Genomic DNA, 26125 nt, shown 5'->3' on the forward strand with positions numbered 1-26125 from the left:
CACCTTGAATTTTGTAAATCCCATCCAAATTTCGGATATATGCAATGAAAACTGGTAAAGAACTGAAACCCGGTACAGTGATCCGTCTCGAAAACGACCCTTGGCTGGTTCAGAAAGCTGAGTTCACCAAGTCTGGTCGTAACAGCGCAATCATGAAGACCAAGCTGAAGAACCTGCTGACCGGTTACAAGACCGAGATCGTCTACAGCGCCGATGACAAACTGGACGACGTAATCCTCGACCGCAAAGAAGCGACCCTGTCCTTCATCAGCGGCGACACCTACACGTTCATGGACACCACCGACTACACCATGTACGAGCTGAACGCTGAAGATATCGAAGCCGTTCTGCCGTTCATCGAAGAAGGCATGGAAGACGTTTGCGAAGCTATTTTCTTCGAAGAGCGCCTGGTTTCCGTAGAGCTGCCGACCACCATCGTGCGTAAAGTGGCCTACACCGAAGGTTCCGCTCGCGGCGACACTTCCGGCAAGGTGATGAAGCCTGCCAAGCTGAGCAACGGTACCGAACTGCAAGTGGCCGATTTCATCGAAATCGACGACATGATCGAAATCGATACCCGCGAAGGCGGTTCGTACAAAGGTCGCGCCAAGAAGTAATTCTGGCCCAGCCGATACGAAAAAAAGCCCGACCTTGTGTCGGGCTTTTTCGTGGGCGTCGTACTGACTTACTTCAGGTGTTGCTTCAGTTCGTCCGACGCTTGCAGCAGGGCTGAGCGCACCGCTGGTACCTGGCTGACCACATTGAGCAAACCGTAGTCGTGGATCATGCCGTTGTAGCGCACGGCAGTTACCGGCACACCGGCTGCATCCAGTTTGCGGGCATAGGCCTCGCCTTCATCACGCAGCACATCGGCGCCCGCCGTCTGGATCAGCGCGGGCGGCAAGCCTTTGAGCTGAGCAGGGGTGGCCCGCAGCGGCGAGGCGTAGATCTCGGCGCGCTGGTTGGCGTCGGTGGTGTAGTTGTCCCAGAACCACTTCATCATATTGCGGGTGAGGAAGTGCCCTTCGGCATACTGGTCGTAGGACCCCGTGTCGAAGCTGGCGTCGGTCACCGGCCACAGCAGCAGCTGGAATTTGATGGCTGGCGTGCCCTTGTCCTTGGCCATCAGGCTGACCACGGCCGCCATATTGCCGCCGACACTGTTGCCCGCTACCGCCAGGCGCTTGCCATCGACATTGATCTCTTTGCCATGCTCGGCCACCCATTTAGTGGCGCCGTAGGCCTGGTTGATCGCCACCGGATAGTGCGCTTGCGGCGAAGGCGTGTAGTTGACGAACACCGCCACCGCACCTGAGCCCGCCACCAAATCCCGCACCAGGCGTTCGTGAGTCGGGTAATCCCCCAGCACCCAGCCGCCACCGTGGAAGAACATGAACACCGGCAATGTGCCCTTGACCCCGGCCGGACGCACGATGGTCAGGTCCAGCGGCTTACCATCGACCTGAATGGTCTTCTGGCTCACTTCCGCCTTGGGTAAGGTCAGCTTCACACCGGCCTGGGCGCCAGTGAGTACGGCACGGGCGTCCTTTGGCGTCAGTTGCTCTATTGGTTTACCGGTGCCGGCGTTCAACGCATCCAGGAAGGCCTGGGTGTTGTGTTCCACATCACCCGTCGCAGCAAAGGCATTGGTGATAGACAGGGCGAGCAGGGTACCGGTGAGCGCTTTACCAATTGTGTTCATGTCGTTCTCCAGGGGCGGCCAAGGTCATCAGACGGTCACGTGCAGGCGCACATCGACGTTGCCACGGGTGGCGTTGGAGTACGGGCAGACTTGGTGAGCCGCGTCGACCAGGCTTTGCGCGTCGTCCTGAGCCAGGCCCGGCAGGCTGATGTGCAGGTCGATATCCAGGCCGAAACCACCGGGGATCTGGCCGATGCCGACGTGGGCAGTGATCGAGGCGTCATCCGGGATTTTGCGTTTGGTCTGGCTGGCGACGAATTTCAGCGCGCCGATAAAGCAGGCCGAGTAGCCGGCAGCGAACAGTTGTTCAGGGTTAGTGGCCTGGCCACCGGCACCGCCGAGTTCTTTGGGGGTGGAGAGTTTGACGTCGAGGATGTTGTCGTTGGAAACAGCACGACCATCACGGCCGCCGGTGGCGGTGGCTACTGCGGTATAGAGCGTTTGCATGGTGTTGTCCTCTTGGGTTGTAGCGCTAAATGTTTGTGCGCTAAGTAGTTGGTGAGGCGAATGTATAGCGCTAATGTTTAGCGCGCAAGCTAAATTTATAAAAAAGTTTGCATTGAGTAGTTTTCTGACGCGCCACAAAACCAAATGTGGGAGCTGGCTTGCCTGCGATAGCGGTGGGTCAGTCAATGCTGCTGTGACTGATAGACCGCTATCGCAGGCAAGCCAGCTCCCACATTTAGATATTGGGTGGCTGGTCTAGCGCGTTAGATGCTGGCTTGCAGGTTGGTGCGCAACGCAATCAAATCGCCTTGCAGCTTGCGCAACTGGTCCAATTCCAAGCCGCTGGCGCCAAGAATGCACTGAGGTATCCCCATGGCCTTGTCCTGCAACGCCCGGCCGGCGTCGGTCAATTCCACCACGACCACGCGCTCATCTTCACGGCTGCGTGTACGGCTGAGCAGGCCTTCGACCTCCAGGCGCTTGAGCAGCGGAGTGAGGGAGCCCGGATCGGTCAGCAGGCGGCTGCTGATTTCGCCGACGGTCAAACCGTCCTCTTCCCACAGCACCATCATCGCCAGGTACTGCGGATAGGTCAGGCCCAGGGCCTGCAACAAAGGCTTGTAGACCTTGGTCATCAACAGCGAGGTGGAGTGCAGGGCGAAGCACAGCTGGTTGTCCAGCATCAGCGATTCGCACGGATCAGGGTTTTTGCTCATGGCGGTGCCTCGAAAAAACGTGTCTGGGCTGGAATCTAGCGGGCAAATCTTTAATGCGCCAGATAATTCTGTCCGGGTGGTCAGACCAAGCCGCTTTGCAATGCCAGGTCCCAGGGCGGTACTGGGCTGAAACGGGTTTTGAGGTATTCCAGCAGCAAGCGGCTACGTGCATTGGGTTGCTGCTCCAGGCGCAGCGCATAGATCCCGGTGGTCTCGGGGCTGGGCAAGCCGTTTTCGCAAAACAACGGTAACAGCTCGCCGCGCACCAAGTACTCACTGGCGAGCCATGTGGGCAGATGGGCAATACCCAGCCCCGCCAGTGCGCCGGACAGCAAGGCTTCAGCGTTGTTGGCGCTCATGCGGATGCGCTGCGGGCGATAGGTCGCGCGGCGCCCATCCAGCTCAAAGCGCCAGGCGAACATCGGCGCCAAGCCATCCCAGTCCAGCCCGTCGTGTTCGCTTAGCTCGCGAGGATGCAGCGGCGTGCCACGGCTTTTCAGATAGGCCGGGCTGGCGCAGGCGATGCGTACGATGCTCGCCAGGGGCGTGGCGATCAGCCGGGTATCGACGATATGCCCGGCGCGCAGCACCAGATCGACCTTGCCCAGGTGCGCGCCCTGCATATCCACAAAGCTGTCGATCAAATGCAGGTGCACATCCAGCCCCGGATACACATTGAGGAAATCTGCAATCACCGGCGCCAGATGCCGTCGTCCAAACGCTGCCGGCGCATCCACGCGAATCAAGCCTTCCGGCGCATGGCTGAGGGACACCGCTTCGGCGCGCGCCAATTGCAACTCGCTGACAATCCGTCGCGCCCGCTCGGCAAACGCCAGGCCTGCCGGGGTCGGCACTACCGCGTGGGTGCTGCGCTGGAACAGGCGGCTGCCCACTGAGCTTTCCAGGCTGTCGATGCGCCGTGCCACCGCTGAGGGCGTCAGCGGGTGGCGACGTGCGGCGGCGGAAAAGCTACCGGTCTCCAGTACATCGAGAAACAGGCCCAACTGATCGGTCAAGGTATTCGGGTTCATGACTCAAACGCTTATGCGAGATTGGCACAGCCATTGTGCGTTGCTGTGCGTTTCCACGCCATAGCCGACTGCGTAGCATGCAAGGCCTGGGATTGAGGAGTAACGCGCAGTGTTGGATTTAGTGATGTATTTGATCTTGGGCGCGGCCCTCGGCACGGTGGGCGGCCTGTTTGGCATTGGTGGCGGGCTGATTGCGATTCCGGTGCTCGGCGTATTGTTCGGCCTGGACCAGCAATTGGCCCAAGGCACGGCGCTGGTCATGGTGGTGCCCAACGTGATGCTTGCGCTGTGGCGCTATCACCAACGCAACCGCATCGAACTGCGGCATGCGCTGCCGTTGGGGATCATGGGCTTCAGTTTTGCCTGGCTCGGTTCGATCTGGGCGGTGGGCCTGGATGCGGGGGCGATGCGCATCGGCTTTATCGTCTTTCTGATGGTGCTGGCGGCCTATAACCTGCTGCGCATGTTCACCCGCAACGCACCCCCGACTGCGCAGATGCGTTACTCCTGGCCCTGGCTGGGCGTACTGGGTGCGGCGTCGGGCTCTATGGGCGGCCTGTTTGGCGTGGGGGGCGCGGTGGTCGCCACGCCGGTACTCACCAGCGTGTTTGGCACCAGCCAAGTGGTCGCGCAAGGATTGTCGCTGGCCTTGGCGCTACCCAGCACCGGCGTAACGCTGGTGACCTACGCCTGGCACCAGGAAGTGGACTGGATGATCGGCGTGCCGTTGGCCGTCGGCGGCTTGCTCAGTATCAGTTGGGGTGTGAAGGTGGCGCATGCGCTGCCGGAGCGCGTGCTGCGCGGCTTGTTTTGTGGCTTCCTGGTGGTGTGCGCGGTGATGCTGACCTTTAAAGTCTGAAACCTTCGAGGATGTAGTCCGCCAGGCATTCGGTGATGGGCGAATTCATCTGTGGGTTGCGCAACAGGTGCAGGTTCATCGACGGCAGTGGCGGCAGGCCCTCGTCCTTGCCAAGCACGCGCAGGTCATCAGTCACCAGGCTTTCCATGCTGACCATCATCGCCAGGCCGGCGTTGACCACCGCCTGGATCGCCGCCACGTTGGAGCTGTGATAGGCCAGGCGATAATCCCGTCCGGCCGCCTCCAGTGCCGAGCGTGCCCACTGGGTGTAAAGACAATCGGCACCGGACATCGCCAGTGGCAGGGCCTCATGCTCGTCCGTGCAAAAGCATGGCGCCGCCGCCCACACCATGCGTTCTGTGCGCAACAGTTCACCGATTTCATTGCCTGGCTCGCGACTGACAACGGTCAACGCCAAATCACGGCGCTGCATCAGCACTGGTGAGGATTCGCAGTGCATCTCGATCTGGATCAGCGGATAGGCCTTGGAAAACTGCTTGAGAATCCCTGGCAGGAAACGCATCACGTAGTCATCTGGCGTGCCGATGCGCACCAAGCCCACCATGTGCGGCTCACGCAGGGTGTTGAACACCTCGCTGTGCAGTTTCAGGATGCGCCGTGCATACCCCAGCAACACCTGGCCTTCGGGTGTGAGCCGTACCTGCCGACCATCACGCTCGAACAGCTTGCGCTGCAACACGTCTTCTTCCAGGCGCTTCATCTGCATGCTCACCGCCGACTGGGTGCGGTTGACCAATTCCCCGGCGCGGGTGAAACCGCCCTGATCGGCGATGGCGACGAAGGTGCGCAGCACTTCTGTGTCGATGCTTGGAAAACTGGACAAATGATCAATCTCTGAGATGTATTGCATAAGAAACATTCGTTGGATTGATCATAAGCCCGAGCACACACTTGCGCCATCCCCACTGGAGGGCGAGAAGATGAAAGGTCAAAGAGGTTTTGTAGTGCTGGTGAAACGTCCATTTTCCGGGCTGTTTCACAAGATTTCCCATTGGCAGGTGGTGCACGAGGAGCGGCAGATGCTGGCAACCTTGAGTGATGAGGCACTCAAGGACATCGGGCTCAATCGCGGCGACGTAGAGCAGGAGCGACACCTGCATTTCTGGCAAGACCCGCTGCGAAAATGATCGCGGATGCAGTAGGGTGGTCGGTGAGTCCACACGGAGAACCTCATGCCCGCCGACCTGTCTTTTTCACTCAAGCAAGCTCGACGCATGGCGCTGGTGGCCCAAGGTTTTTCCGGACGCCAGGCGCCTGCGCTGATTAAGGCTACGCATCTCAACCGGATGATTGAGCGCCTCGGCGTGTTGCAGATCGACTCGGTGAACGCCGTGGTGCGCTCGCATTACCTGCCGCTGTTTTCCCGATTGGGTAATTACTCCCCTTTGCTCCTTGAGCAGGCGGCCTGGAGCCAGGGCCGGCGGCGTTCGTTGTTCGAATACTGGGGGCATGAGGCGTCACTATTGCCGCTGGCGCTTTACCCGTTGATGCGCTGGCGCATGGTACGGGCGCAGCAGGGGCAGGGTATCTATTCACAGATGGCGCGTTTTGGTCGGGAGCAGCAGGCCACGATCCAGCGCGTTTTGCGCACGGTCGAGCAACAGGGCGCATTGGGTGCCGGCAGCCTCTCGACGCGTGAGGAGCGCGCCGGCCCTTGGTGGGACTGGAGCGATGAGAAACACGCGCTGGAATGGTTGTTTGCGGCCGGCCTGGTGACGGTTGCTGGCCGACGTGGCTTTGAGCGTCTCTACGATTTGCCGGAGCGGGTCATTCCCAGCGCTGTCCTACAAACCTCTGTGACTGAGGCCGAAGCCCAGCGCGGCTTGCTGCTGCACAGCGCCACGGCGTTGGGCGTGGGCACCGAGAAGGACCTGCGCGATTACTTCCGTCTCGATCCTGCCGACAGCCGCAATCGCCTCGCCGAACTGGTGGAACACGGCCGGCTGCAGGTTTGCCAGGTACAAGGTTGGAAACAACCGGCCTACTGCCTGCCCGAACCCAAAGTGCCGCGCAACGTCACGGCCAGCGCATTGCTGTCGCCATTCGATTCGTTGATCTGGGAACGCAGCCGCACCGAGCGCTTGTTCGATTTCCGTTACCGCTTGGAGATCTACACGCCACAGGACAAACGCGTCTACGGCTATTACGTGCTGCCGTTTTTGCACAACGAACGGATCGCCGCGCGCATCGACTTGCGCGCCGAGCGCGCCAATGGTCGTTTGGCGGTGCATGCGGTGCATGAGGAGGCGCCGGGGCTTGATGAGGAGGGGATGTTGGCGCTGGCGCTGAACCTGCGGCAGATGGTTGATTGGCTGGGACTTGAACAGGTCCAGCTCAATTGCCAACGGCCGAGTGCCGACCGGTTAAGGGCGGCAATGATGACTATGGATATTGGCCTATAGGGCCCCATCGCGGGCAAGTCGAATCGTCGCACCGCCGCTCCCACATTTGGAGCGCATTCCCCTGTGGGAGCCGGGCTTGCCCGCGATGGCGTCGGCTCAGTCGACAAAAATCTCAGCGCTTGACCTGCTTCAACGTCTCAGCAATCAAAAACGCCAACTCCAGCGACTGATCGGCATTCATCCGCGGGTCGCAATGGGTGTGATAGCGGTCCGACAAACCATCTTCAGTAATCGGCCGCGCGCCGCCGATGCATTCGGTGACGTTCTGCCCGGTCATTTCGATATGAATCCCGCCGGCATATGTCCCCTCGGCCTGGTGCACCTGGAAGAATTCCTTCACCTCGCCCAGGATCTGCGCAAAGTCGCGGGTCTTGTAGCCGCTGCTGGCCTTGATGGTGTTGCCATGCATCGGGTCGGAGCTCCACAGCACCTGCTTGCCCTCGCGCTGTACCGCACGAATCAGGCCTGGCAGGTGGTCGCCGACCTTGCCGGCGCCCATGCGCGCGATCAGGTTGAGGCGGCCGGGGTCGTTGTCCGGGTTGAGGATGTCGATCAAGCGGATCAAGTCATCCGGGTTCATGCTCGGGCCGACCTTGACGCCGATCGGGTTGTTCACCCCGCGCAGGAATTCGACGTGGGCACCGTCCAACTGGCGCGTACGGTCGCCGATCCACAGCATGTGCGCCGAGCAGTCGTAGTAGTCGTTGGTCAGGCTGTCACGGCGCACAAAGGCTTGTTCGTAATTGAGCAGCAGCGCTTCGTGGGCGGTGAAGAAGCTGGTTTCGCGCAGTTGCGGCGAGCTGTCCATGCCGCAGGCGCGCATGAAGGCCAGGGTTTCATCGATGCGGTCGGCCAGTTGGCTGTATTTTTCGGCCAGGGCGGAGTTGGCGATGAAGTCCAGGTTCCACTTGTGCACCTGGTGCAGGTCGGCAAAACCGCCTTGGGCAAACGCGCGCAACAGGTTGAGGGTGGCGGTGGACTGGTGATAGGACTGCAACAAGCGGTCCGGGTCCGGCACGCGGCTTTTTTCATCGAAACCGATGCCGTTGACGATATCGCCACGGTAGGCGGGCAGGGTGATGCCGTCGATGGTCTCGTCGTTGGCCGAACGCGGCTTGGCGAACTGGCCGGCCATGCGCCCGACTTTGACCACCGGGCAGCCGGCGGCGAACGTCATCACAATGGCCATCTGCAGCAACACCTTGAAGGTGTCGCGGATTTTTGCGGCGGAGAATTCGGCAAAACTCTCGGCGCAATCGCCACCTTGCAGCAGGAACGCGCGTCCCTGGGTCACTTCGGCGAACTGGCGACGCAACTCGCGGGCTTCCCCGGCAAACACCAGCGGCGGGTAGCTGGCCAGGCTCTGCTCCACGTGCAGCAGGTGCGCAGCGTCCGGGTACTGGGGTTGTTGCTGGATCGGCAGGGCGCGCCAGCTGTCGGGGCTCCAGGGTTGGCTCATCATGCACTCGATTGTTGATTGACGGTCGGGCGCCAATGTTATCAGCAATTAGTGCGTGACCTGTTGCCGCCGGTTGGCCGACAATCGCGCCTTTGCCGTGCAGCAAACCCTTTAGGAGTAGTGATGACCGAGGAGCGTGTCGAGCGCCTGCTCGCCGAAGTCCATGATGATTTCGGCATGATCCGTGTGCTCGAAGTGGCCGATTACCGTTTTCTCGAGTTCGGCGATGCCATCGAGCAAAGCTGCGTGTTCACGGCAGACCCGAGCTGGCTGGAGTACGACTACACCCGCGCGATGCTGATCGGCGCGTTGTGCCATGAGCAGCCGGAAAGCGCGCTGTTCCTCGGCCTGGGCGCCGGCACGTTGACCCAGGCGTGCCTGAAGTTCCTGCCGCTGGAGGACGTGGAGGCCATCGAGTTGCGTCCCGACGTACCGCGCCTGGCCATCGAATACCTGGGGCTGGACGATGACCCACGGCTGTATATCCGCGTCGGCGACGCGCTGCAATTGCTCGACACGGCTGAGTCGGCCGATCTGATTTTCGTCGACCTCTACACCGACGTCGGCCCCGGCGTCGGGCACCTGGCCTGGACCTTCCTGGAAAACTGCCAGAAAAAACTCAACCCCGGCGGCTGGCTGGTGATCAACCAGTGGGCTACCGACGATGGCAAACCGTTGGGTGCGGCGTTGTTGCGCGGGTTGTATCACCGGCATTACTGGGAACTGCCAGTGAAGGAGGGGAATGTGATTCTGCTGGTGCCTTCGGAGTTGGATCAGGAACTGGACCTTGGCGCGCTTTCGGCTCGTGCTGAAGCGCTGGCACCGCGGTTGGGCTATTCGTTGCAGTCGCTGATCAAGGCGATTCGGCCGGCTACTTAGTTGCCTGGAACGACGCCATCGCGGGCAAGCCCGGCTCCCACATTCGACCGCATTCCTACAGGATGCACGCAGTCAAAATGTGGGAGCGGCGGTTCGACGCTTCGACTTGCCCGCGATGAGGCCATCACTGTCGACGGCTAATTCAGGTTGTTCATATACCCTTGAACACCCCCGGCCGCTTCTCAATCATCGCCCGCACACCCTCCTTGGCATCCTCGCTGTTAAGCAACTTATCCACCACTGGCGGCAAAGCCGCTGCCGCGACGGCTTCGCCTTCCATGTGCGCCAGCCGTGCCGACATCAACGTGGCTTGCACACCCAACGGTGCCTGGCGCGCAATACGGTTAGCCAGTTCGACGGCGCGCGGCAGCAAATCTTCGCTGGCCATTACTTCCTGCACCAAACCCAAGCGCAGCGCGTCATGGGCATCGAATTCATCGCCGGTCAGCAGCCAGCGCATCGCATTGCCCCAGCCTGCGACTTGATGAAAGCGCAGCGTCGCGCCGCCAAACGGAAAGATCCCACGCTGTACTTCCATCTGCGCAAAGCGCGTATTGCTCGCGCACAGGTTGATGTCCGCCGCGAGCATCAGCTCGATCCCGATGGTCAGGCAGTAGCCCTGGGCCGCGACGATCACCGGTTTGCTCACACGCGGGCCGGCAAACACGCCCCAGGGATCGCAGCCTCCCAGCGGTGGTTGCCAGCCGCCGGCCATCACCGCGCTGACATTGGCCAGGTCCAGCCCGGCGGTAAAGTGATCACCATGGGCAAACACCACCGCCACCCGCGCATCGGCATTTCGATCAAATTCACCATACGCCAGGCTCAGCGCGTTGAGCAGGTCCAGGTCGAAAGCGTTGCGTTTGGCTACCCGGTCCAGGCCCAACAGCAGGACATGGCCCTGCAGTTCTCGGCTGACGCGGCTGCTGCTGGCTTGATTCATCGGGTGTGCCCTCGGGCGCGGGGAAGGGTTTCAGACCAAAGGGTCGGAAGGGTTGGGTGAACCGTTTAAGCGTAATGACCAACAGGGCCGGGCCTTTGAAAAATAGACCTTACGCGTGTTATCTGCAAAGACTGTGACGCAACGCGGTTTATCAGTGCTTTACGATAAAAAAAGCTCCCTTTTTCAGCTATTTCCGGTATAGTGCGCGCCGGCCTTTAACCGGGCCGCGTTTAGGTAGCGCAATTCCCCGAAGTCAGCTTCGGCTGCACGTCCGCACAGCGGACTCTCCCTTGACGAATCTTTTTCATTCATTCGTTTTCGCAAATCCCCGCCGACAAAGCAGCCAGGGCGACTCTTGAGTCTCAACACGGCATGCGCAGCTTTGGAGCATGGGTCTTTGCGGATGCACTTAGAGGCAGACCCATGACCCAGGAAACCGGCGGCTTCGCCGCTTTTAATCTTAACCCGAACATTCTCGCTGCCGTCATCGCGACCGGCTACGAAGAACCTTCGGCGATTCAGCAGCAATCGATCCCGATCATCATGGCCGGCCAGGACATGATTGGCCAGGCGCAAACCGGTACTGGTAAAACCGCCGCGTTCGCCCTGCCTATCCTGCACTGCATCGATCCTGCCAAGCGCGAACCGCAAGCCCTGATCCTGGCGCCAACGCGTGAGTTGGCGCTGCAAGTAGCAACCGCTTTTGAAACCTACGCCAAGCAAATGCCAGGCGTTACCGTTGTGGCCGTTTACGGCGGCGCGCCGATGGGCCCGCAACTGAAAGCAATCCGTAACGGCGCACAGATCGTTGTCGCCACCCCGGGCCGTCTGTGCGACCACCTGCGTCGCGACGAGAAAGTCCTGTCGACCGTGAACCACCTGGTTCTCGACGAAGCTGACGAAATGTTGAAGCTGGGCTTCATGGATGACCTGGAAGTCATCTTCAAGGCGCTGCCACCAACCCGTCAGACCGTACTGTTCTCGGCCACCCTGCCACAGTCGATCCGTGCCATTGCCGAACGCCACCTGCGCGATCCGCAACACGTGAAGATCCAGACCAAGACTCAGACCGTTACCGCGATCGAACAGGCTCACCTGTTGGTTCACGCTGACCAGAAGACCTCGGCTGTATTGAGCCTGCTGGAAGTCGAAGACTTCGACGCCCTGATCATGTTCGTGCGCACCAAGCAAGCGACCCTGGACCTGGCCAGTGCCCTGGAAGCCAAAGGCTACAAAGCCGCTGCGCTGAACGGTGACATCGCCCAGAACCAACGTGAGCGCGTGATCGACTCCCTCAAGGATGGCCGTCTGGACATCGTTGTGGCGACCGACGTGGCTGCACGTGGTCTCGACGTTCCACGTATCACCCACGTGTTCAACGTTGACATGCCGTACGATCCAGAGTCCTACGTTCACCGTATCGGCCGTACCGGCCGTGCCGGTCGCGAAGGTCGTGCACTGCTGCTGGTGACTCCACGTGAGCGCCGCATGCTGCAAGTGATCGAGCGTGTGACCGGTCAGAAAGTCGCCGAAGTCCGCCTGCCGGATGCCCAGGCCGTTCTGGATGCTCGCATCAAGAAACTGACCAACAGCCTGTCGCCGCTGGTGGCTGACGCTGAATCGACCCACGGCGAACTGCTTGACCGCCTGACCGCCGATATCGGTTGCACCCCACGTGCCCTGGCTGCAGCCCTGCTGCGTAAAGCGACCAACGGTCAGGCCCTGACCCTGGCAGCCATCGAGAAAGAACGCCCACTGGTGCCGAACAACGCGCCACGCGGTGATCGTCCAGAGCGTACTGGCGACCGTCCAGACCGTGGTGATCGTGAGCGTCGTGCTCCGGTTCCATTGGCTGAAGGCCGTGCTCGTTGCCGTACCGCGCTGGGCGCGCGTGACGGTATCGCTGCCAAGAACCTGCTGGGCGCTATCCTCAACGAGGGTGGCCTGGCACGTGAAGCCATCGGTCGCATTCAGGTCCGTGACAGCTTCTCCCTGGTGGAGCTGCCGGAAGATGGTCTGGAAAAACTGCTGACCAAGCTGAAAGACACTCGCGTTGCCGGTAAGCAGTTGAAGCTGCGTCGCTACCGCGAAGATTGATCCGCCCTTGGGCTGATTGATCACACATAAAAAATCCCCGACTGGTTCGGGGATTTTTTTTGCCTTGGATTCAGGCTGTGTCCGGATCAGCACCCAATCCAATGTGGGAGCTGGCTTGCATGCGATAGCGATGTATCAGTGATAAATGTGCTTGACTGAACCACCGCCATCGCAGGCAAGCCAGCGCCCACAAGAGGAGGCGTTCGTTAGTCGAAGCGGTAAATGTCCATTCCTAGGGCGCCCATGGTGAACCCCTGGTGCGCCACGCTGAAATCGCCACCGGCGCCACGTGCAAAGTACAGCGGCAACAAATGCTCATCGCTGGGATGGCTACGTACCGCATGCGGTGCCTGACGGCGATAGTCGTGCAGCGCGGTCTCATCGTTGGCCGCCAGCTTATCCACCACCCAGTCCCGGAAATCCTGCGCCCAGGGCTCTATGCTCTCAGGCCCCGCGTGCCAGTCCAGTTCGCCCAGGTTATGGGTGATGCTGCCCGAGCCGATCAACAGCACACCTCTGTCGCGCAGGCTGGCAAGCGCATGCCCGACCCGCGTCTGCAGGGCAGGGCCCATACGGCTGGGCAGGGAAACCTGCACCACTGGAATGTCTGCCGCCGGGTACATCAGCGACAACGGTACCCAGGTGCCGTGGTCGAACGGGCGTTGGTCGTCTATGCGTGCATTCAAATCATCGGCGTGCAACAACTCGACTATTTCGCCGGCCAACTGCGGATCGCCCGGCGCGGGGTATTGCACGGCAAACAATTCGCGGGGGAAGCCACCAAAATCGTGCCAGGTGTCAGGCGCGGCGCTGCCGCTGACCAGCAGCTCATGGCTTTCCCAATGCGCCGACACCACCACGATTGCCTTCGGCCGTGGTATCTCGGCGGCAAGTCGCTGAAGCGCCGGGCCGCTGGCGCCGGGTTGCAGGGCGAGCATGGGCGAACCGTGGGAGATAAACAGGCTGGGGAACATAAGTGGGGTCCTGAGCGTTAACATGGGCCCATCTTTAATCAGATCATTGATCTAAATCTAATATAAGTTTTAGCACCATTTGATCGAATTTTTGGGGGCATCCATGGAGCCTGAGTTTTGGCGGGAGCGCTGGGCGCGCAATCAGATCGGCTTTCATTTGCCCGAGGTCAATCCTTACCTGCAACGGCACTGGCCGAAGTTGGCCCTCGCCGAGGGCGCCAAAGTGCTGGTGCCATTGTGTGGCAAAAGCCTGGACCTGATGTGGCTGGCCAGCCTGGGGTTTCGGGTGCTGGGCGTGGAGCTGTCGGAACAGGCGGTGGAAGCCTTCTTCACAGAGCAGAGTCTGACACCGCGCGTCACCGAACGAGGCGCCTTCAAGGTGTATCAGGCGGATTTGATCGAAGTATGGTGCGGCGATTTCTTCGCCTTGGACGCGCAAGTCCTGGCTGATTGCACCGCGCTCTATGACCGCGCCGCGCTGATCGCCCTGCCACCGCTGCTGCGTGCGCAGTATGCCGAACACCTGAATACGTTTTTGCGGCCGGGTTGCCAGGGGCTGCTGATCACCCTCGACTACGACCAGACGCAAAAGTCCGGCCCGCCGTTTGCGGTGACGCATGATGAGGTGAAGGTGCTGCTTAGCTCGCATTGGGCCTTGGCGGTGCAGGAAGAGCAAGACATCCTGGGCGAAAGCTGGAAGTTCGTGCAGGACGGCGTTACGCGGCTTGAGGAACGGGTGTATCAGCTGACGATGCGCTGAGCCCGCGATGACCACAGAGTAGGGTAGTGAGCGGGCTTGTCCCGCGCTGGGCTGCGGAGCGGCCCCAATAAGACCGCTGCGTTTCTTCAGGTAAAGCTCGATATCAGGTTTTTAGGGCCGCTTCGCAGCCCAGCGCGGGGCAAGCCCGCTCACTACAGGATGCTTCTGCGCTTTCAAAAGAGGTGTAGATAGCTATGCCGCGATAGTCAAGGACGTACCCACGAAAAAGGGGCGATCAGATCGCCCCTTTCGGTGTCACTACCGAGCTATCAGCCCCGACGACGCAGTGCGTCGATACGCTCTTCCAGTGGCGGGTGGCTCATGAACAGGCGAGCCATGCCCTGCTTGATGCCACCGTTGATACCAAAGGCCGTCAGGCTGTCCGGCATATGCACCGGCAGGCCCTGTTCGGAGCGCAGGTGTTGCAGCGCTGCAATCATCGCCCCGGTACCGGCCAGGCGGGCACCGGCTTCGTCTGCGCGGAATTCGCGTTTGCGCGAGAACCACATGGTGATCGCGCTGGCCAGGAAGCCCAGCACCACTTCGGCGAAGATGGTTGCCACGAAATAGGCAATACCGCGGCCTTCTTCGTTCTTGAAGATCACCTTGTCGACAAAGTTGCCGATGATCCGCGCGAAGAACATCACGAAGGTGTTCACCACGCCTTGGACCAGCGCCAGGGTGACCATGTCACCGTTGGCCACGTGGCCGATCTCGTGGGCCAGCACCGCCTTTACTTCATCGTACGAGAAGCGTTCCAGCATGCCCTGGCTGACCGCAACGAGTGCGTCGTTTTTGTTCCAGCCGGTGGCAAAGGCGTTGGCTTCATAGGCCGGGAAGATCCCGACCTCGGGCATCTTGATGCCGGCTTCTCGGGACAATTGCTCGACGGTCTGCAGCAACCATTGCTCATGCCGGGTACGTGGCTGGGTGATCACCTGGGTGCTGGTGCTCATTTTCGCCATCCACTTGGAGATGAACAGCGAGAACAGCGAGCCGGCAAAACCAAAGACCGCACAGAAAACCAGCAGCTGATTGAGGTTCAGGTCAACCCCGTTGGCCGCCATGAACCCATTGAAGCCGAAAAGGCTCAAGGTAATGCTGGCAATCAGCACGACCGCAAGGTTAGTGGCCAAGAACAGCAGGATGCGCATCATGGTTGTAGAGTTCTCCTCATGCTTAATATGTCGCGTACTGCGGGGTATATAAGGTGCGGCATGGGGTGATTCAACCGAGCGACTATTTCAAACTGTGTCCTACAGCCTGAATGTAGAGCCTTGAAGGGATTTTCCGACGTGAAAAAGACCCCCTGATCGGTTCATCTATACCTTCCAGCCCAGTAATTATAGGGGGGGAGATAGCTTTTGCTGCGCCAGCAAACGGCTGGAACGGAGAAGGGGCAGAGAAGTGTTGCCAGATACTCGCTGTACGACCGATTGTCGATCGTACAGCGCCGTTTCCGTTACTGGCGATAGGACTTGAGGAAGCTACCGATGCGACCAATGGCCATCTCCAGGTCATCCACACGCGGCAATGTGACCACGCGGAAGTGATCCGGCCACGGCCAGTTGAACGCCGTGCCTTGCACCACCAGCAGTTTTTCCGAGAGCAGCAGGTCGAGCACAAACTTCTCGTCGTTGAGAATCGGGCACACCTTCGGGTCGATCCGCGGAAAGGCGTACAGCGCTCCCATGGGTTTCACACAGCTCACGCCCGGGATGGCGTTAAGCAGTTCCCAGGTGCGATTACGCTGTTCCAGAAGGCGACCTTGGGGCAAGACCAGGTCGTTGATGCTCTGGTAGCCGCCCAGCGCGGTCTGGATCGCGTGCTGGCTCGGCACGTTGGCGCACAGGCGCATGTTGGCCAGCATGTCGATACCTTCGATGTAACTTTGCGCGTTGTGCTTGGGGCCGGAGATGGCGATCCAGCCGGAGCGAAACCCCGCCACGCGGTAGGACTTGGACAGGCCGTTGAAGGTCAGGCACAGCAGGTCTGGCGCCAGGGACGCGGTGCAGATGTGCACCGCGTCGTCGTAGAGGATCTTGTCGTAGATCTCGTCGGAGAACACCACCAGGTTGTGCTGGCGCGCCAGTTCGAGCATGCCCAGCAACAACTCCCTGGAATACACGGCGCCGGTCGGGTTGTTCGGGTTGATGATCACCAGGGCCTTGGTGTTCGGGGTGATCTTGGCCTTGATGTCGGCCAGGTCCGGGAACCAGTCGGCGCCTTCGTCACACAGGTAGTGCACCGGGTTGCCACCGGCCAGGGTCACGGCGGCGGTCCACAGCGGGTAGTCCGGCGCCGGCACCAGCACTTCGTCGCCATTGTTGAGCAGGGCCTGCATGGACATCACGATCAGCTCGGACACGCCATTGCCCAGGTAGATGTCTTCGATGCCAACACCTTCGACCTGCTTTTGCTGGTAGTACTGCATCACCGCTTTACGCGCGCTGAACAGGCCTTTGGAGTCGCTGTAGCCCTGGGCGGTGGGCAGGTTGCGGATCACGTCCTGGAGGATCTCGTCCGGCGCCTCGAAACCAAAGGGCGCCGGGTTGCCAATGTTCAGCTTGAGGATGCGATGGCCTTCCTCTTCCAGGCGTTTGGCGTGCTTGAGCACCGGGCCGCGAATGTCATAGCAGACGTTGGCGAGCTTGTTCGATTTGCTGACCTGCATGGCGATGTGATCCTGAAAATGAACGATCCAGACGGTGTGGACACTACCGTACTGTGAATCCCGCGGGGCCGCCCCCATAAATACGTTTGAATGCCGGTAGCGCGGGTGCCAGACTGGCGTTTTGAAGAGGCGCAATCATACGTGCCGCCTGATCTACGGAAAAGACACAGATCAGGCTTTTTCAGTTGCCGAGGTGTACCGATGGAAAAGCTGCAGAAGACCATTGATGAATGGAAAGCCATGCTCGACCCCGAGCAGTACAACGTATGTCGTCTCAAGGGTACCGAGCGACCTTTCAGCGGCAAGTACAACGGCACCAAGACGGACGGTGTGTACCACTGCATCTGCTGCAACGAGCCGCTGTTCGATTCGACCACCAAGTTTGATTCCGGCTGCGGCTGGCCCAGTTTCTACGCGCCGATTGCCGACAGTGCGATGATCGAAATCCGTGACGTCAGCCACGGCATGATCCGCACCGAAGTTACCTGCGCCAAATGCGATGCCCACTTGGGCCACGTATTCCCCGACGGTCCGCCGCCGACTGGCCTGCGTTATTGCATCAATTCGGTGTGCCTGGACCTCGTCCCGCGATAAACACATCGTCTGTGGCGAGGGAGCAAGCTCCCTCGCCACAGAAGCGGTTATCGTCTGATATCGGCCTATCATTCTGGTCAATTGAATTGCACACAATTGAATTGATCACTATGTTTATTCTTTCTTTCCGTTATCGAGGCACTGCCATGAGCGACAACCTGCTGAGCATCCCTTGCACCACCATCAAAGGTGAGCAAAAGACCTTGGCCGATTTTGCCGGCAAGGCCATCTTGGTGGTGAACACTGCCAGCAAGTGTGGCTTCACCCCGCAGTACAAGGGCCTGGAGCAACTCTGGCAGCAGTACAAGGACCAGGGGCTGGTGGTACTGGGTTTCCCTTGCAACCAGTTCGGCAAGCAGGAGCCGGGTAACGAAGGGGCGATCTCCGAGTTCTGCGAGCTGAACTTCGGCGTCAGCTTCCCGCTGTTCAAGAAAGTCGACGTGAATGGCAGCAATGCCCACCCGTTGTTCGTGCAACTGAAACAACAGGCCCCGGGCCTGCTTGGGTCCAAAGGCATCAAGTGGAACTTCACCAAGTTCCTCATCGGTCGTGACGGCCAGGTAGTCAAGCGTTTTGCCCCGACCACCAAGCCGCAGGACCTGACTCAAGAGATCGAAGCCCTGTTCAAATGAGCGTATCCCTGGCCCTCGATAACCAGCTGTGTTTCAAGCTCTACGCTGCGTCCAGGGCGGTGACCCGCGCCTATAAGCCGATGCTGGATCAACTGGGCCTGACCTACCCGCAATACTTGGTGATGCTGGTGTTGTGGGAATGGCACGACACAGCCCCCGCGCAACCCACGGTCAAGGCCTTGGGCGAGCGCTTGATGCTGGATTCGGGCACGCTGACGCCGTTGCTCAAGCGCCTTGAGCACCTAAAGTGGGTCAAGCGCCAGCGCAGCGCCAAGGATGAGCGAGAAGTGCACCTGAGCCTCAGCGAAAGCGGTGTGCAGTTGCGCGACCAGACCCATGCGCTCAAGACCCGGCTGCTGTGCGACAGCGGCATCGACCTGAACCAGGCCGATGCCTTGCGCGACGGCTTGGACCAGTTGCTGCTGCAGATCAGAGACGTGTCGTCTTCGGCACCCACACGTCCAGCAAAGCGCTGAGTTCCTCGCGCCGAAACGGCTTGGCCAGGTAGTCATTCATGCCCGCAGCCCGGCAACGCTCGCGTTCTTCGGAAAGGGCGTTGGCTGTCAACGCGACGATCGGCAGTTCCGGCCAGCGCCCGCTGCGACGGATCTGCCGGCTGGCTTCGTAACCGTCCATCACCGGCATATTGCAGTCCATCAACACCATGTCGAAGTGTTGTTCTTCAAGAAACTTGAGCGCCTCCCCACCGTGGGCGGCCACGATCACTTCACACCCCAGTTTGCTGAGCATGCCTTTGGCCACCAGTTGGTTGACCGCGTTGTCCTCCACCAGCAGGATGCGCGCCCGGCGTGCCAGGGGCACGGCTTCTATCTGGATGGGATCAAGGATGAGTGGGTGATCGCTGCGCAAGTTACGTTCCAGGATTTGATACAGCGCATTGCGGCTCAGCGGGCGCGCCTGTTGCTGCAACGGCGCCAGTGCCGCGACTTCTTCGCTGGGCATGAAATTGCCATAGGCGGTCACCAGCAGGATCGGCGCGGTGATGGAAGGCCGCAGGCGGAACAGGCATTCGGGGCAGTCGGTGATCAGCAAGTCCGGCGTTTGCCCGCTTAAATCCTCATCACGCGGGTAGCAGCGCGGTGTCAGCCCCCAGTGGGGCAGGAGGGTGGTCAGCAGTTCCGTCAGGCCGCTGCCGGCACTGGTGATGGCGATCACCTCACCCTTGAGCGGCACCTGTTGAACGGCGGGCAAATGGATCGGCAACGGCAGGTCGGCGCAGAACTGGCTGCCGAAGCCGACCTCCGAACTGATGCTCAGTCGGCCTTTCATCGCTTCGCACAGGTTGTGCGTCAACGCCAAGCCGAGACCCGTGCCGCCAAACTGGCGTGTGATACCGGCTCCGGCCTGGGTGAACGGTTGGAAAATCTTTACCTGGGCTTCCTGCGCAATGCCGATGCCGGTATCACAGACCTCGATGCGCACTCGGCCATCCAGCGCGCTGAGGCGCACATCGACCCGGCCGAAGCGCGTGAATTTTAAGGCATTGGACAGCAGGTTACTGACGATTTGCCGCACACGGGTCGGGTCGCCCAGCACCTGGGCGGGAAACTGCGGGTCGATCAGGCAGGTCAGTTCGACACTGGGTGCCGCGTTTTGTGACAGCAGGTTAGCGGTGTCCTCCACCAGCGAGCCGAGGTCGAAGGGGATGTGTTCCAGCTCCAACTGGCCAGCATCGAACTTGGACAGGTCGAGGATATCGTTGAGCAACTCCACCAGCACTTTGCCCGAGTCATGGGCAATAGACAGTTGCTGGCGCTGCTCGGCATTGAGCGGGCTGTCCAGCGACAGCGCGATCATCCCCAACAGGCCGTTGAGCGGGGTGCGAATCTCATGGCTCATGTTGGCCAGGAACGCCGCACGCGCCTGGGCCATGCCCAATGCATGCATCTTCGCCGCTTCCAATTCGTCGTTGGACTGGCTCAGCCGCTGGTTGCTGGCCTTGAGCTCCAAGGTGCGCGCGGAGACGATGTCCTCCAATTGCCCCAGGTATTCGGTCAGTCGGTCTTCCGCGTGGCGGCGTTGCTGGATCTCCGTCTCCATGTTTTCGAACTGTTGGTTGGCAACGTTCACCAGTACGCCGATTTCGTCGTGTTCATGGCCCGGCGGGCAATCCAGGCGTGCCTGCCTGCGGTTGCTCAGCTCGCGAATAATACGCACCAGTGGCTGGGTCAGCATGACGTAGAACAGACCCAGCAGGATGCCGGTCAGCAGCAGGCTGCGGGCAAACCCGTTGAGCAGGGTGATCTCGGCACGGCGCAGGAAGCGGCTGCCAAAGGCATAAGTGTCCACGTCCAGCCGTAGCACGCCGAGGGACTCGTTGGGCATAGGGTTCAGGAACAGCCGATCTTCAAACTGGCGGTTGGCCCCAAACAGAAAATCGCTGAGGGGGCGGTAGGTGCTTTCTTTGCGCGGCCGGTCGACATCGGCCAGTACCACGCCATTATTGTCGATCAACTGGGCATGGATGATGGCGGGGGAGTGCAGCAGGCCCAGGGTCAGTTCCTGGGCCAGTTCGGCGTCGATGTTGTAGGCGATGCGTGACGCGGGGTTGTGGCTGATTTCGATCAGCGAGCGAATTTCACGGTTGATGGATGCGTCTTCGCTGGCATAATCAATGCCGATTTGGATCAGGCTGAGCAAGGTTCCCAACACGAAACCGACCAGCACAGTCAATCTGGCTTGTTTATAAGACAAGCGGTGGGCGAACTTGATATCCATTGAGTGTTGAACCACTTTACGTTTCCCTTCGCCCGGCAAGCATAGCTGAACATCCACAGGCTCTGGCTTACCCGGCATGAATCGTTTTTTACGCAGCCTCGTGCGGTCTGCCGCAGGGCTGCCAATACGCCATCTTTTGCAAGAACTTGCCAGAGGAATAATTGTGGATTCTCGATTGAGTGCCTTTCTTGAGCGGGCCGATGCAGTGCTCGCCCGCCTCGAACCCTTATTGCCTGCACCACGCCAAACCATTGATTGGAACCAGTGCCTGGCTGCCCGCTGGCAGCGCGAAGGCCGCAGTGGTTTCCTGTTGCCGTTGGACGTGAGCCTGGACATGCGCCTGTCGGACCTGATCGGTGTCGACAAGCAACGTGAAACACTGGCGCGCAACACCCAACAATTCATCGATGGCCTGCCCGCCAATCATGCGCTGCTATGGGGCTCGCGTGGCACGGGTAAATCGTCGATGGTGCGCGCCTTGCTGGCACAGCACGCCAAGGCCGGTTTGCGCCTGATCGAGATCGAACGCGACCATCTGGCCGACCTGCCGCGTGTGGTCGAGCAACTGCTCAAGCTGCCGCAGCGTTTTATCCTGTTCTGCGACGACCTGTCATTCGAGGCCGGTGAAGGCGATTACCGTGTGCTGAAAAGCGTGCTCGACGGCTCTCTCGAACAGGCCCCGGAGAACGTGCTGCTGTACGCCACTTCCAACCGCCGCCATTTGGTGCCGGAAAACCAGAGCGACAATGACAACTGGAAACGCGTGGATGGTGAATTGCACCCAAGCGAAGCGGTGGAAGACAAGATCGCCTTGTCCGACCGTTTTGGCTTGTGGCTGTCGTTCTACCCGTTTACCCAGGAACACTTCCTGGATGTCGTGGAGCACTGGATCGGCGAACTGGCGAGCAAGGCCGGTTTGCAGTGGCAGCGCGATGAAGCGCTCGACATTCTTGCGGTACGCTGGGCTACCGGACGTGGCAACCGCAACGGTCGTTGCGCGTACCAATTCGCTCGTTACTGGGTCGGCCTCAAATTACTGGAACGTCAACCATGATTGATTTACAAAGCGCCGGTACTGGCCTTGATGGCTATGCCATGCTCTGCGCGCAACTGGAGTCGCTGCTGGCCGATGAGCGAGATTTCATCGCCAACAGTGCGCAGTTTTCTGCCTTCCTGTTCAACCAGCTGGACGATTTGAACTGGGCCGGCTTTTACCTTAACCGTGACGAAGAGCTGGTGCTTGGCCCGTTCCAGGGCCAGATCGCCTGCGTGCGCATACCGTTCGGCCGTGGGGTGTGCGGTGCGGCGGCGGCGACGCGGCAGACCCAGCGGGTGGAGGATGTGCATGCGTTCCCAGGGCATATCGCCTGTGACAGCGCATCGAACAGCGAGCTGGTGGTACCCCTGGTCAAGGACGGCAAATTGATCGGCGTCCTTGACCTCGATAGCCCGTCGTTGGCGCGTTTTACCCCCCCCAGGACCAGGCGGGCATTGAACGGCTGGCAGCAATTTTCCTGCGCTTGACCAACTGCTGATCACGTAAGGGGCGGCAGCCGCCCCTTGCTGGCATCGAGTGCTTGAAGCTGCATCTGCAGTAACCTCTCCAGTTCCATCATGAGCTTTTCCAAGGATTTCGCACTGGCTTCAATCAACGCCCAGTCATCACCGCGGGCACAGGCTTGTTCAAGGGTTTCGCACTGCCTGGCCAATGGGGTCGCCTGAACAATACGGGCAGCGCCTTTGATTTTGTGAGCTTGCTCGATGATTTCCTGGAGCGGGGCATGTGCACTGATCAGCGCCGTCAGTTCCTGGCGATCATGTCGGCTGCTGCTCAACAGTTCCTCCAGCAAACGCCAGCTCAACTGTGGATCGCCGCCGGTCAGGGCCTCGAAGTTGCCGAGGTCCAGGTACAGGTCGCTGGGTTGAGGGGCGATCTTCGCCAGTTGTCGCTCCAATGCCGTCAGGCTGATCGGTTTGAACAGGCAATCGTTCATACCGGCTTCGGCGCAGCGTTGCTTCTCTTCGGGCTGGGCATTGGCGGTAAAACCCAGTACCACGCACGGTGCGAGTTGCTCACGCTGTTCGTATTCCCGGATCGAGCGACTCAGCTCGTAGCCATTCATGATGGGCATGTTGCAGTCGGCGATGATCAGGTCGAAGCGTTCCTGGCGCCAGGCCTGGAAACCGGTGGCGCCGTTCTGGGCGGCGGTAAACTGGTGTCCCAGGTAACCCAGTTGCTGGCACATCAGCAAGCGGTTGGCGGGATGATCGTCCACCACCAGCACATTGAGCACTGGCGCGGTCGCAGGGGCTTCGGGTTTCGGTTCGACCGTTGCCTGTTCCGGCTGCAGGCGCGTCATGTTCAAGCTGACATGCACCTGAGTGCCCACCATAGGCACGCTGCTCAGGCTCAGTTGCCCGCCCATCATTGCGCACAGGCTGCGGCAGATCACCAGCCCCAGGCCGGCACCGCTCCTGGCGAGCTGCCCGGAATTGTCGGCCTGGGCAAAGGGTTCGAACAGGCGTAACTGGTCATCCCGGCTGATACCTATCCCGGTATCCTCGACCACCAGTTTCATCTCGACTTGCTGCGCCAGCTCGGTGGGCAATACCTCAACCTTGATTTTGACCTCGCCGCGCTCGGTGAACTTGATCGCGTTGCTGACGAGGTTGGACAGCACCTGCTTGAACCGCAGCGGGTCGATCAACACATCGGTGTCATCCAGGTTGGGCTTGAACTCAAGGGACAGGCTGAGGGTTTTCTGGCGGGCCAGGCCGTCGAACACACGCACCACCGACTCGATCACCTCTCGCAGGTTGACGCGTTCCGGCGCCAGGCTCAGGCGCCCGGATTCGATGCGCGCGATGTCGAGGATATCGCCGATCAGCTCCAGCAGGTCCTTGGCCGAGTTGTACGCCACTTCGATGGCCGGGCGATCAAGATGGCCCTGGTCGGCACGCTTGAGGGTCAGTTCGAGCATGCCAATCACCGCGTTCATCGGTGTGCGGATTTCATGGCTCATGGTGGCGAGGAACGTGCTCTTGGCCCGGTTGGCTTCGTCGGCGCGTTCTTTGGCGGCGCGGATTTCGTCGAACAGTTGGCGTCGCTCGCTGATGTCAATCCAGCCACCAATGATGCCCTGCACCTCTGCGGTAGAGTCGCGGTATGGCAGGATCCAGTGGTAGATCGTCAGTTTTTTTCCGTGGATATGCAGGGTGCGATCAAGGATCAGCGGGTTGCCTTCGGCCATCACCCGCTGGTAATCGGCGTGATATTGAACCGCGTCGGTTTCAAGGGCCTCACTCATCTGGATGGCGCTTTTGCCGATCACATCCTCGCGTTTGACGTCGAATACCTGCAGGTAGCTGTCATTGCAGGTCTGCAGCAAGCCTTTACGATCACGCACGTAGATCGGATGCGGGGTTTCATTGACCAGCGCACGCATGAACTCGAACTGGTCACTGAGCGCGCGCTCGGCCATCTTGCGGTGTTTGATCTGGCGACGCATATAGGCGTTCCAGCCCAGGGAGACCAACAGCAAAAGGCCCGTACCAATGATGATGCGTGCGATCAGTTGATGATAGTTGCGCCAGTAGCTATCGGAGGCGGAGGTGTAGCCTCGCCAGCGACTGTTGATCACCCCCAGCTCATCCGGGGCGATGCTCAGCAAGGCCTTGTCGAGAATCGAGCTGAGTTCGGTGGCACTGCGTGCGGTTGCCAGGGCAAACGTGGCGGGAAAGGTGCCGATACTGGTGCTGATCTGAAGTTTGTCCTGGAACATCTGGGACGACAGGAAGTAGTTGGCGACTACCAGTGAGTTCACTGCGCCTTCGACATGCCCTTGGGCCAGCATTTCCGAGGCCTTGAACGTGTCGCTGGCGTTGACCAGATGCACCTCTGGGAAGTCGCGGCGCAGGACGGTTTCCAGCGGGTTACCCGGCGTAATTGCCAGGCGCTTGCCGGCCATCTGCTCCAGGTTCAAGGGCGCATCGGGCTCTTTCCGGGTCAGCAGCACATAGGAATTTTCCAGGTAAGGTCGGCTGAAATTCAGCTGCGCTTCCCGTTCAACGCTGGGCACGATTGCGCCGATGATGTCGACTTTGCCGGCGTCCACCTGTTCGATCATCGCATTCACGTCACGCCCGCGCTCAATGTCGAAACGCAGCCCGGTGCGCAGGCGAACCAACTCCAGCAGATCGGCGGTAATGCCACGAAAATTGCCGTCGGTATCGAAGAACGTCAGGGGGGCGAAGGTTTCGTTCACCGCCACCTTCACCACCGGGTGGTCCTTCAGCCAACGCTCCTCACGTTGAGTCAGTTGTAGCTTCTCGTCGGTCAGCAGGATGTCGCTGCCGGCGCTCCAGCGCTTGGCGATCGCGTCCCGTTCAGCGGTAGGCACGGCCGTCATTACCGCATCGACGATACTCAAGAGGGTGCGCTGCTGCTGGGGCATGGCAAAGCTGAACCCATAGGCCTCGTGCTTGCCGAAATTGGCCATGCGGATGTTCTTCAGGTAGCCCTTGTTGATCATGTAATGGGTGGAAATGGTATCGCCGAGAAACACGTCCGCCTGGTCGAATGCCACCGCATTCAAGGCATTTTGATAAGAGGGATAGACGCGGATGCGCGCCTCGGGGTAAAGCTTTTCCACCTCGCCCAGTGGCAGGTAGTGGTAGACCAGAGCCAGGCGCATCCCGGCCAGGCCATCCTTCAGGCTGCGGGTCTCACCTTCGCGGGTGACCAGTACCGGCTGGTCCACTGCATAGGGTTCGGACAGCGTGAGATTCGGGTTTGCCGCCTCAAAGCCGTTGGACGAGCCCAGCAGGTCGATATCCCCCGCTTCAAGGGCGCGGATCGCGGCCTCTCGGGAGGGGTAGCGCAACACTTTCACCGGCAGTGCCAGTGCCTTGGACAGCAGGCCGGCGTAATCAGCGGTGAGTCCCTCGTAGTCGCGGCCGCTGGACGTGAGGTCAAAGGGCGGATAATCAGGGGACGCAGTGCCCAGCACCAACTCCCGCTTGTTTTGCAGCCATTGGCGTTGGGCCTTGTTGAGGTGGGTTTCCAGTTGAACCGAGCCTGCACGGCTCAACAAGGTGAAATGTTCCGGGCTCGCTGGGTGGTTCGCGAGCACGACCGTGCTGAAGCACAAGCCGGCACTCAATGTAATCAGATAGTCCTTTATACGCCTGGGCATC

23 protein-coding genes and 1 pseudogene are annotated in these 26125 nt (G+C 60.2%); 12 read left to right on the forward strand and 12 right to left on the reverse strand.

Annotated features, from left to right (window positions below):
• Window positions 1-44: 44 nt before the first annotated feature.
• Window positions 45-617: an elongation factor P gene (locus AB4O35_RS14380; RefSeq protein WP_065872731.1), complete on the forward strand. Its 573-nt coding sequence runs from the start codon at window positions 45-47 to the stop codon at window positions 615-617.
• Between the two features lie 68 nt (window positions 618-685).
• Here AB4O35_RS14380 and AB4O35_RS14385 read toward each other — a convergent pair whose 3' ends face one another.
• From AB4O35_RS14385 to AB4O35_RS14400, 4 genes are all read right to left on the reverse strand, one after another.
• Window positions 686-1702, reverse strand: coding sequence for an alpha/beta hydrolase (locus tag AB4O35_RS14385; RefSeq protein ID WP_083207093.1), 1017 nt, complete (start codon window positions 1700-1702; stop codon window positions 686-688).
• 27 nt (window positions 1703-1729) lie between these two features.
• Window positions 1730-2149, reverse strand: coding sequence for an organic hydroperoxide resistance protein (locus tag AB4O35_RS14390; protein WP_010211852.1), 420 nt, complete (start codon window positions 2147-2149; stop codon window positions 1730-1732).
• Window positions 2150-2412: 263 nt separating this feature from the next.
• Window positions 2413-2865: a MarR family winged helix-turn-helix transcriptional regulator gene (locus tag AB4O35_RS14395; RefSeq protein WP_065872730.1), complete on the reverse strand. Its 453-nt coding sequence runs from the start codon at window positions 2863-2865 to the stop codon at window positions 2413-2415.
• Between the two features lie 80 nt (window positions 2866-2945).
• A complete protein-coding gene (locus tag AB4O35_RS14400) occupies window positions 2946-3896 on the reverse strand; it encodes a LysR family transcriptional regulator (RefSeq protein WP_049709297.1) in 951 nt (316 codons plus the stop codon).
• Between the two features lie 109 nt (window positions 3897-4005).
• Here AB4O35_RS14400 and AB4O35_RS14405 point away from each other — a divergent pair, with 109 nt between their 5' ends.
• Window positions 4006-4755: a sulfite exporter TauE/SafE family protein gene (locus tag AB4O35_RS14405; protein ID WP_065872729.1), complete on the forward strand. Its 750-nt coding sequence runs from the start codon at window positions 4006-4008 to the stop codon at window positions 4753-4755.
• Here the strand turns inward: AB4O35_RS14405 and AB4O35_RS14410 are convergent.
• The gene (locus tag AB4O35_RS14410; protein ID WP_065882422.1) at window positions 4745-5626 is read right to left on the reverse strand and encodes a LysR family transcriptional regulator; all 882 of its coding nucleotides are present in this window, start codon (window positions 5624-5626) and stop codon (window positions 4745-4747) included. The genes AB4O35_RS14405 and AB4O35_RS14410 overlap by 11 nt on opposite strands.
• A 70-nt stretch (window positions 5627-5696) precedes the next feature.
• Between AB4O35_RS14410 and AB4O35_RS14415 the strand changes: the two genes are divergently transcribed.
• Complete coding sequence (locus tag AB4O35_RS14415) at window positions 5697-5903, forward strand: DUF1127 domain-containing protein (protein ID WP_065945662.1); 207 nt, start codon at window positions 5697-5699, stop codon at window positions 5901-5903.
• A 45-nt stretch (window positions 5904-5948) separates the two neighbouring features.
• Window positions 5949-7178, forward strand: a complete 1230-nt coding sequence (locus AB4O35_RS14420; RefSeq protein WP_065945661.1) for a winged helix-turn-helix domain-containing protein — start codon at window positions 5949-5951, stop codon at window positions 7176-7178.
• A gap of 112 nt (window positions 7179-7290) precedes the next feature.
• Here the strand turns inward: AB4O35_RS14420 and AB4O35_RS14425 are convergent, their stop codons facing one another.
• Complete coding sequence (locus AB4O35_RS14425) at window positions 7291-8637, reverse strand: class II 3-deoxy-7-phosphoheptulonate synthase (protein ID WP_049709292.1); 1347 nt, start codon at window positions 8635-8637, stop codon at window positions 7291-7293.
• Window positions 8638-8760: 123 nt separating this feature from the next.
• Here AB4O35_RS14425 and AB4O35_RS14430 point away from each other — a divergent pair, with 123 nt between their 5' ends.
• The gene (locus AB4O35_RS14430) at window positions 8761-9516 is read left to right on the forward strand and encodes a spermidine synthase (protein WP_049709291.1); all 756 of its coding nucleotides are present in this window, start codon (window positions 8761-8763) and stop codon (window positions 9514-9516) included.
• A gap of 151 nt (window positions 9517-9667) precedes the next feature.
• On the opposite strand, the gene AB4O35_RS14435 is transcribed toward AB4O35_RS14430, so the two are convergent.
• Window positions 9668-10459 (reverse strand): crotonase/enoyl-CoA hydratase family protein, encoded by a 792-nt coding sequence (locus AB4O35_RS14435; RefSeq protein ID WP_065872725.1) that lies wholly within the window; start codon window positions 10457-10459, stop codon window positions 9668-9670.
• Between the two features lie 423 nt (window positions 10460-10882).
• Here AB4O35_RS14435 and AB4O35_RS14440 point away from each other — a divergent pair, with 423 nt between their 5' ends.
• Complete coding sequence (locus AB4O35_RS14440) at window positions 10883-12556, forward strand: DEAD/DEAH box helicase (RefSeq protein WP_065872724.1); 1674 nt, start codon at window positions 10883-10885, stop codon at window positions 12554-12556.
• A 206-nt stretch (window positions 12557-12762) separates the two neighbouring features.
• Here the strand turns inward: AB4O35_RS14440 and AB4O35_RS14445 are convergent, their stop codons facing one another.
• The gene (locus tag AB4O35_RS14445) at window positions 12763-13530 is read right to left on the reverse strand and encodes a DODA-type extradiol aromatic ring-opening family dioxygenase (RefSeq protein WP_065872723.1); all 768 of its coding nucleotides are present in this window, start codon (window positions 13528-13530) and stop codon (window positions 12763-12765) included.
• 103 nt (window positions 13531-13633) lie between these two features.
• On the opposite strand from AB4O35_RS14445, the gene AB4O35_RS14450 reads away from it, so the two are divergent.
• Window positions 13634-14290 (forward strand): thiopurine S-methyltransferase, encoded by a 657-nt coding sequence (locus AB4O35_RS14450; RefSeq protein ID WP_065872722.1) that lies wholly within the window; start codon window positions 13634-13636, stop codon window positions 14288-14290.
• Between the two features lie 269 nt (window positions 14291-14559).
• Here AB4O35_RS14450 and htpX read toward each other — a convergent pair whose 3' ends face one another.
• Window positions 14560-15447 carry a protease HtpX gene (gene htpX / locus AB4O35_RS14455; RefSeq protein ID WP_034102803.1) on the reverse strand — a complete coding sequence of 296 codons (888 nt, stop codon included), beginning with the start codon at window positions 15445-15447 and terminating at the stop codon, window positions 14560-14562.
• A gap of 305 nt (window positions 15448-15752) precedes the next feature.
• Complete coding sequence (locus tag AB4O35_RS14460) at window positions 15753-16964, reverse strand: pyridoxal phosphate-dependent aminotransferase (RefSeq protein WP_065945660.1); 1212 nt, start codon at window positions 16962-16964, stop codon at window positions 15753-15755.
• 201 nt (window positions 16965-17165) lie between these two features.
• Here AB4O35_RS14460 and msrB point away from each other — a divergent pair, with 201 nt between their 5' ends.
• The 3 genes from msrB to AB4O35_RS14475 all read left to right on the forward strand — a co-directional run bounded on the left by msrB (window position 17166) and on the right by AB4O35_RS14475 (window position 18666).
• Window positions 17166-17558 carry a peptide-methionine (R)-S-oxide reductase MsrB gene (gene msrB / locus AB4O35_RS14465; protein ID WP_049709285.1) on the forward strand — a complete coding sequence of 131 codons (393 nt, stop codon included), beginning with the start codon at window positions 17166-17168 and terminating at the stop codon, window positions 17556-17558.
• A 146-nt stretch (window positions 17559-17704) separates the two neighbouring features.
• Entirely contained in the window at window positions 17705-18190 is a 486-nt protein-coding gene (locus AB4O35_RS14470; RefSeq protein WP_460149017.1) for a glutathione peroxidase, read from the forward strand.
• On the forward strand, window positions 18187-18666 hold the full coding sequence (locus tag AB4O35_RS14475) for a MarR family winged helix-turn-helix transcriptional regulator (RefSeq protein WP_065872720.1): 480 nt from the start codon (window positions 18187-18189) through the stop codon (window positions 18664-18666). Before AB4O35_RS14470 ends, AB4O35_RS14475 begins: the two co-directional genes overlap by 4 nt.
• On the opposite strand, the gene AB4O35_RS14480 is transcribed toward AB4O35_RS14475, so the two are convergent.
• Window positions 18620-20929: a hybrid sensor histidine kinase/response regulator gene (locus tag AB4O35_RS14480; RefSeq protein ID WP_065872719.1), complete on the reverse strand. Its 2310-nt coding sequence runs from the start codon at window positions 20927-20929 to the stop codon at window positions 18620-18622. The two genes, AB4O35_RS14475 and AB4O35_RS14480, sit on opposite strands and share 47 nt — an antisense overlap.
• Before the next feature lie 163 nt (window positions 20930-21092).
• Here AB4O35_RS14480 and AB4O35_RS14485 point away from each other — a divergent pair, with 163 nt between their 5' ends.
• Together AB4O35_RS14485 and AB4O35_RS14490 are read left to right on the forward strand one after the other, a co-directional pair.
• Window positions 21093-21983, forward strand: coding sequence for an ATP-binding protein (locus tag AB4O35_RS14485; protein WP_049709281.1), 891 nt, complete (start codon window positions 21093-21095; stop codon window positions 21981-21983).
• Window positions 21980-22464 (forward strand): annotated as a pseudogene (locus tag AB4O35_RS14490) (GAF domain-containing protein). Before AB4O35_RS14485 ends, AB4O35_RS14490 begins: the two are co-directional and overlap by 4 nt.
• Here the strand turns inward: AB4O35_RS14490 and AB4O35_RS14495 are convergent.
• A complete protein-coding gene (locus tag AB4O35_RS14495; RefSeq protein WP_065882427.1) occupies window positions 22465-26124 on the reverse strand; it encodes a transporter substrate-binding domain-containing protein in 3660 nt (1219 codons plus the stop codon).
• Window position 26125 lies beyond the last annotated feature (1 nt).

The organism is Pseudomonas sp. H1_A03, assembly GCF_054685145.1.

Coding starts and splice junctions, on each gene's coding strand:
- AB4O35_RS14420 (WP_065945661.1), top strand. CDS start 5,949: ATGCCCGCCGACCTGTCTTTTTCACTCAAGCAAGCTCGACGCATGGCG.
- AB4O35_RS14410 (WP_065882422.1), bottom strand. CDS start 5,626: ATGCAATACATCTCAGAGATTGATCATTTGTCCAGTTTTCCAAGCATC.
- AB4O35_RS14440 (WP_065872724.1), top strand. CDS start 10,883: ATGACCCAGGAAACCGGCGGCTTCGCCGCTTTTAATCTTAACCCGAAC.
- AB4O35_RS14425 (WP_049709292.1), bottom strand. CDS start 8,637: ATGAGCCAACCCTGGAGCCCCGACAGCTGGCGCGCCCTGCCGATCCAG.
- AB4O35_RS14435 (WP_065872725.1), bottom strand. CDS start 10,459: ATGAATCAAGCCAGCAGCAGCCGCGTCAGCCGAGAACTGCAGGGCCAT.
- AB4O35_RS14380 (WP_065872731.1), top strand. CDS start 45: ATGAAAACTGGTAAAGAACTGAAACCCGGTACAGTGATCCGTCTCGAA.
- AB4O35_RS14450 (WP_065872722.1), top strand. CDS start 13,634: ATGGAGCCTGAGTTTTGGCGGGAGCGCTGGGCGCGCAATCAGATCGGC.
- AB4O35_RS14385 (WP_083207093.1), bottom strand. CDS start 1,702: ATGAACACAATTGGTAAAGCGCTCACCGGTACCCTGCTCGCCCTGTCT.
- AB4O35_RS14475 (WP_065872720.1), top strand. CDS start 18,187: ATGAGCGTATCCCTGGCCCTCGATAACCAGCTGTGTTTCAAGCTCTAC.
- AB4O35_RS14395 (WP_065872730.1), bottom strand. CDS start 2,865: ATGAGCAAAAACCCTGATCCGTGCGAATCGCTGATGCTGGACAACCAG.
- AB4O35_RS14495 (WP_065882427.1), bottom strand. CDS start 26,124: ATGCCCAGGCGTATAAAGGACTATCTGATTACATTGAGTGCCGGCTTG.
- AB4O35_RS14445 (WP_065872723.1), bottom strand. CDS start 13,530: ATGTTCCCCAGCCTGTTTATCTCCCACGGTTCGCCCATGCTCGCCCTG.
- AB4O35_RS14430 (WP_049709291.1), top strand. CDS start 8,761: ATGACCGAGGAGCGTGTCGAGCGCCTGCTCGCCGAAGTCCATGATGAT.
- AB4O35_RS14470 (WP_460149017.1), top strand. CDS start 17,705: ATGAGCGACAACCTGCTGAGCATCCCTTGCACCACCATCAAAGGTGAG.
- AB4O35_RS14480 (WP_065872719.1), bottom strand. CDS start 20,929: ATGGATATCAAGTTCGCCCACCGCTTGTCTTATAAACAAGCCAGATTG.
- htpX (WP_034102803.1), bottom strand. CDS start 15,447: ATGATGCGCATCCTGCTGTTCTTGGCCACTAACCTTGCGGTCGTGCTG.
- AB4O35_RS14390 (WP_010211852.1), bottom strand. CDS start 2,149: ATGCAAACGCTCTATACCGCAGTAGCCACCGCCACCGGCGGCCGTGAT.
- AB4O35_RS14400 (WP_049709297.1), bottom strand. CDS start 3,896: ATGAACCCGAATACCTTGACCGATCAGTTGGGCCTGTTTCTCGATGTA.
- AB4O35_RS14415 (WP_065945662.1), top strand. CDS start 5,697: ATGAAAGGTCAAAGAGGTTTTGTAGTGCTGGTGAAACGTCCATTTTCC.
- AB4O35_RS14460 (WP_065945660.1), bottom strand. CDS start 16,964: ATGCAGGTCAGCAAATCGAACAAGCTCGCCAACGTCTGCTATGACATT.
- msrB (WP_049709285.1), top strand. CDS start 17,166: ATGGAAAAGCTGCAGAAGACCATTGATGAATGGAAAGCCATGCTCGAC.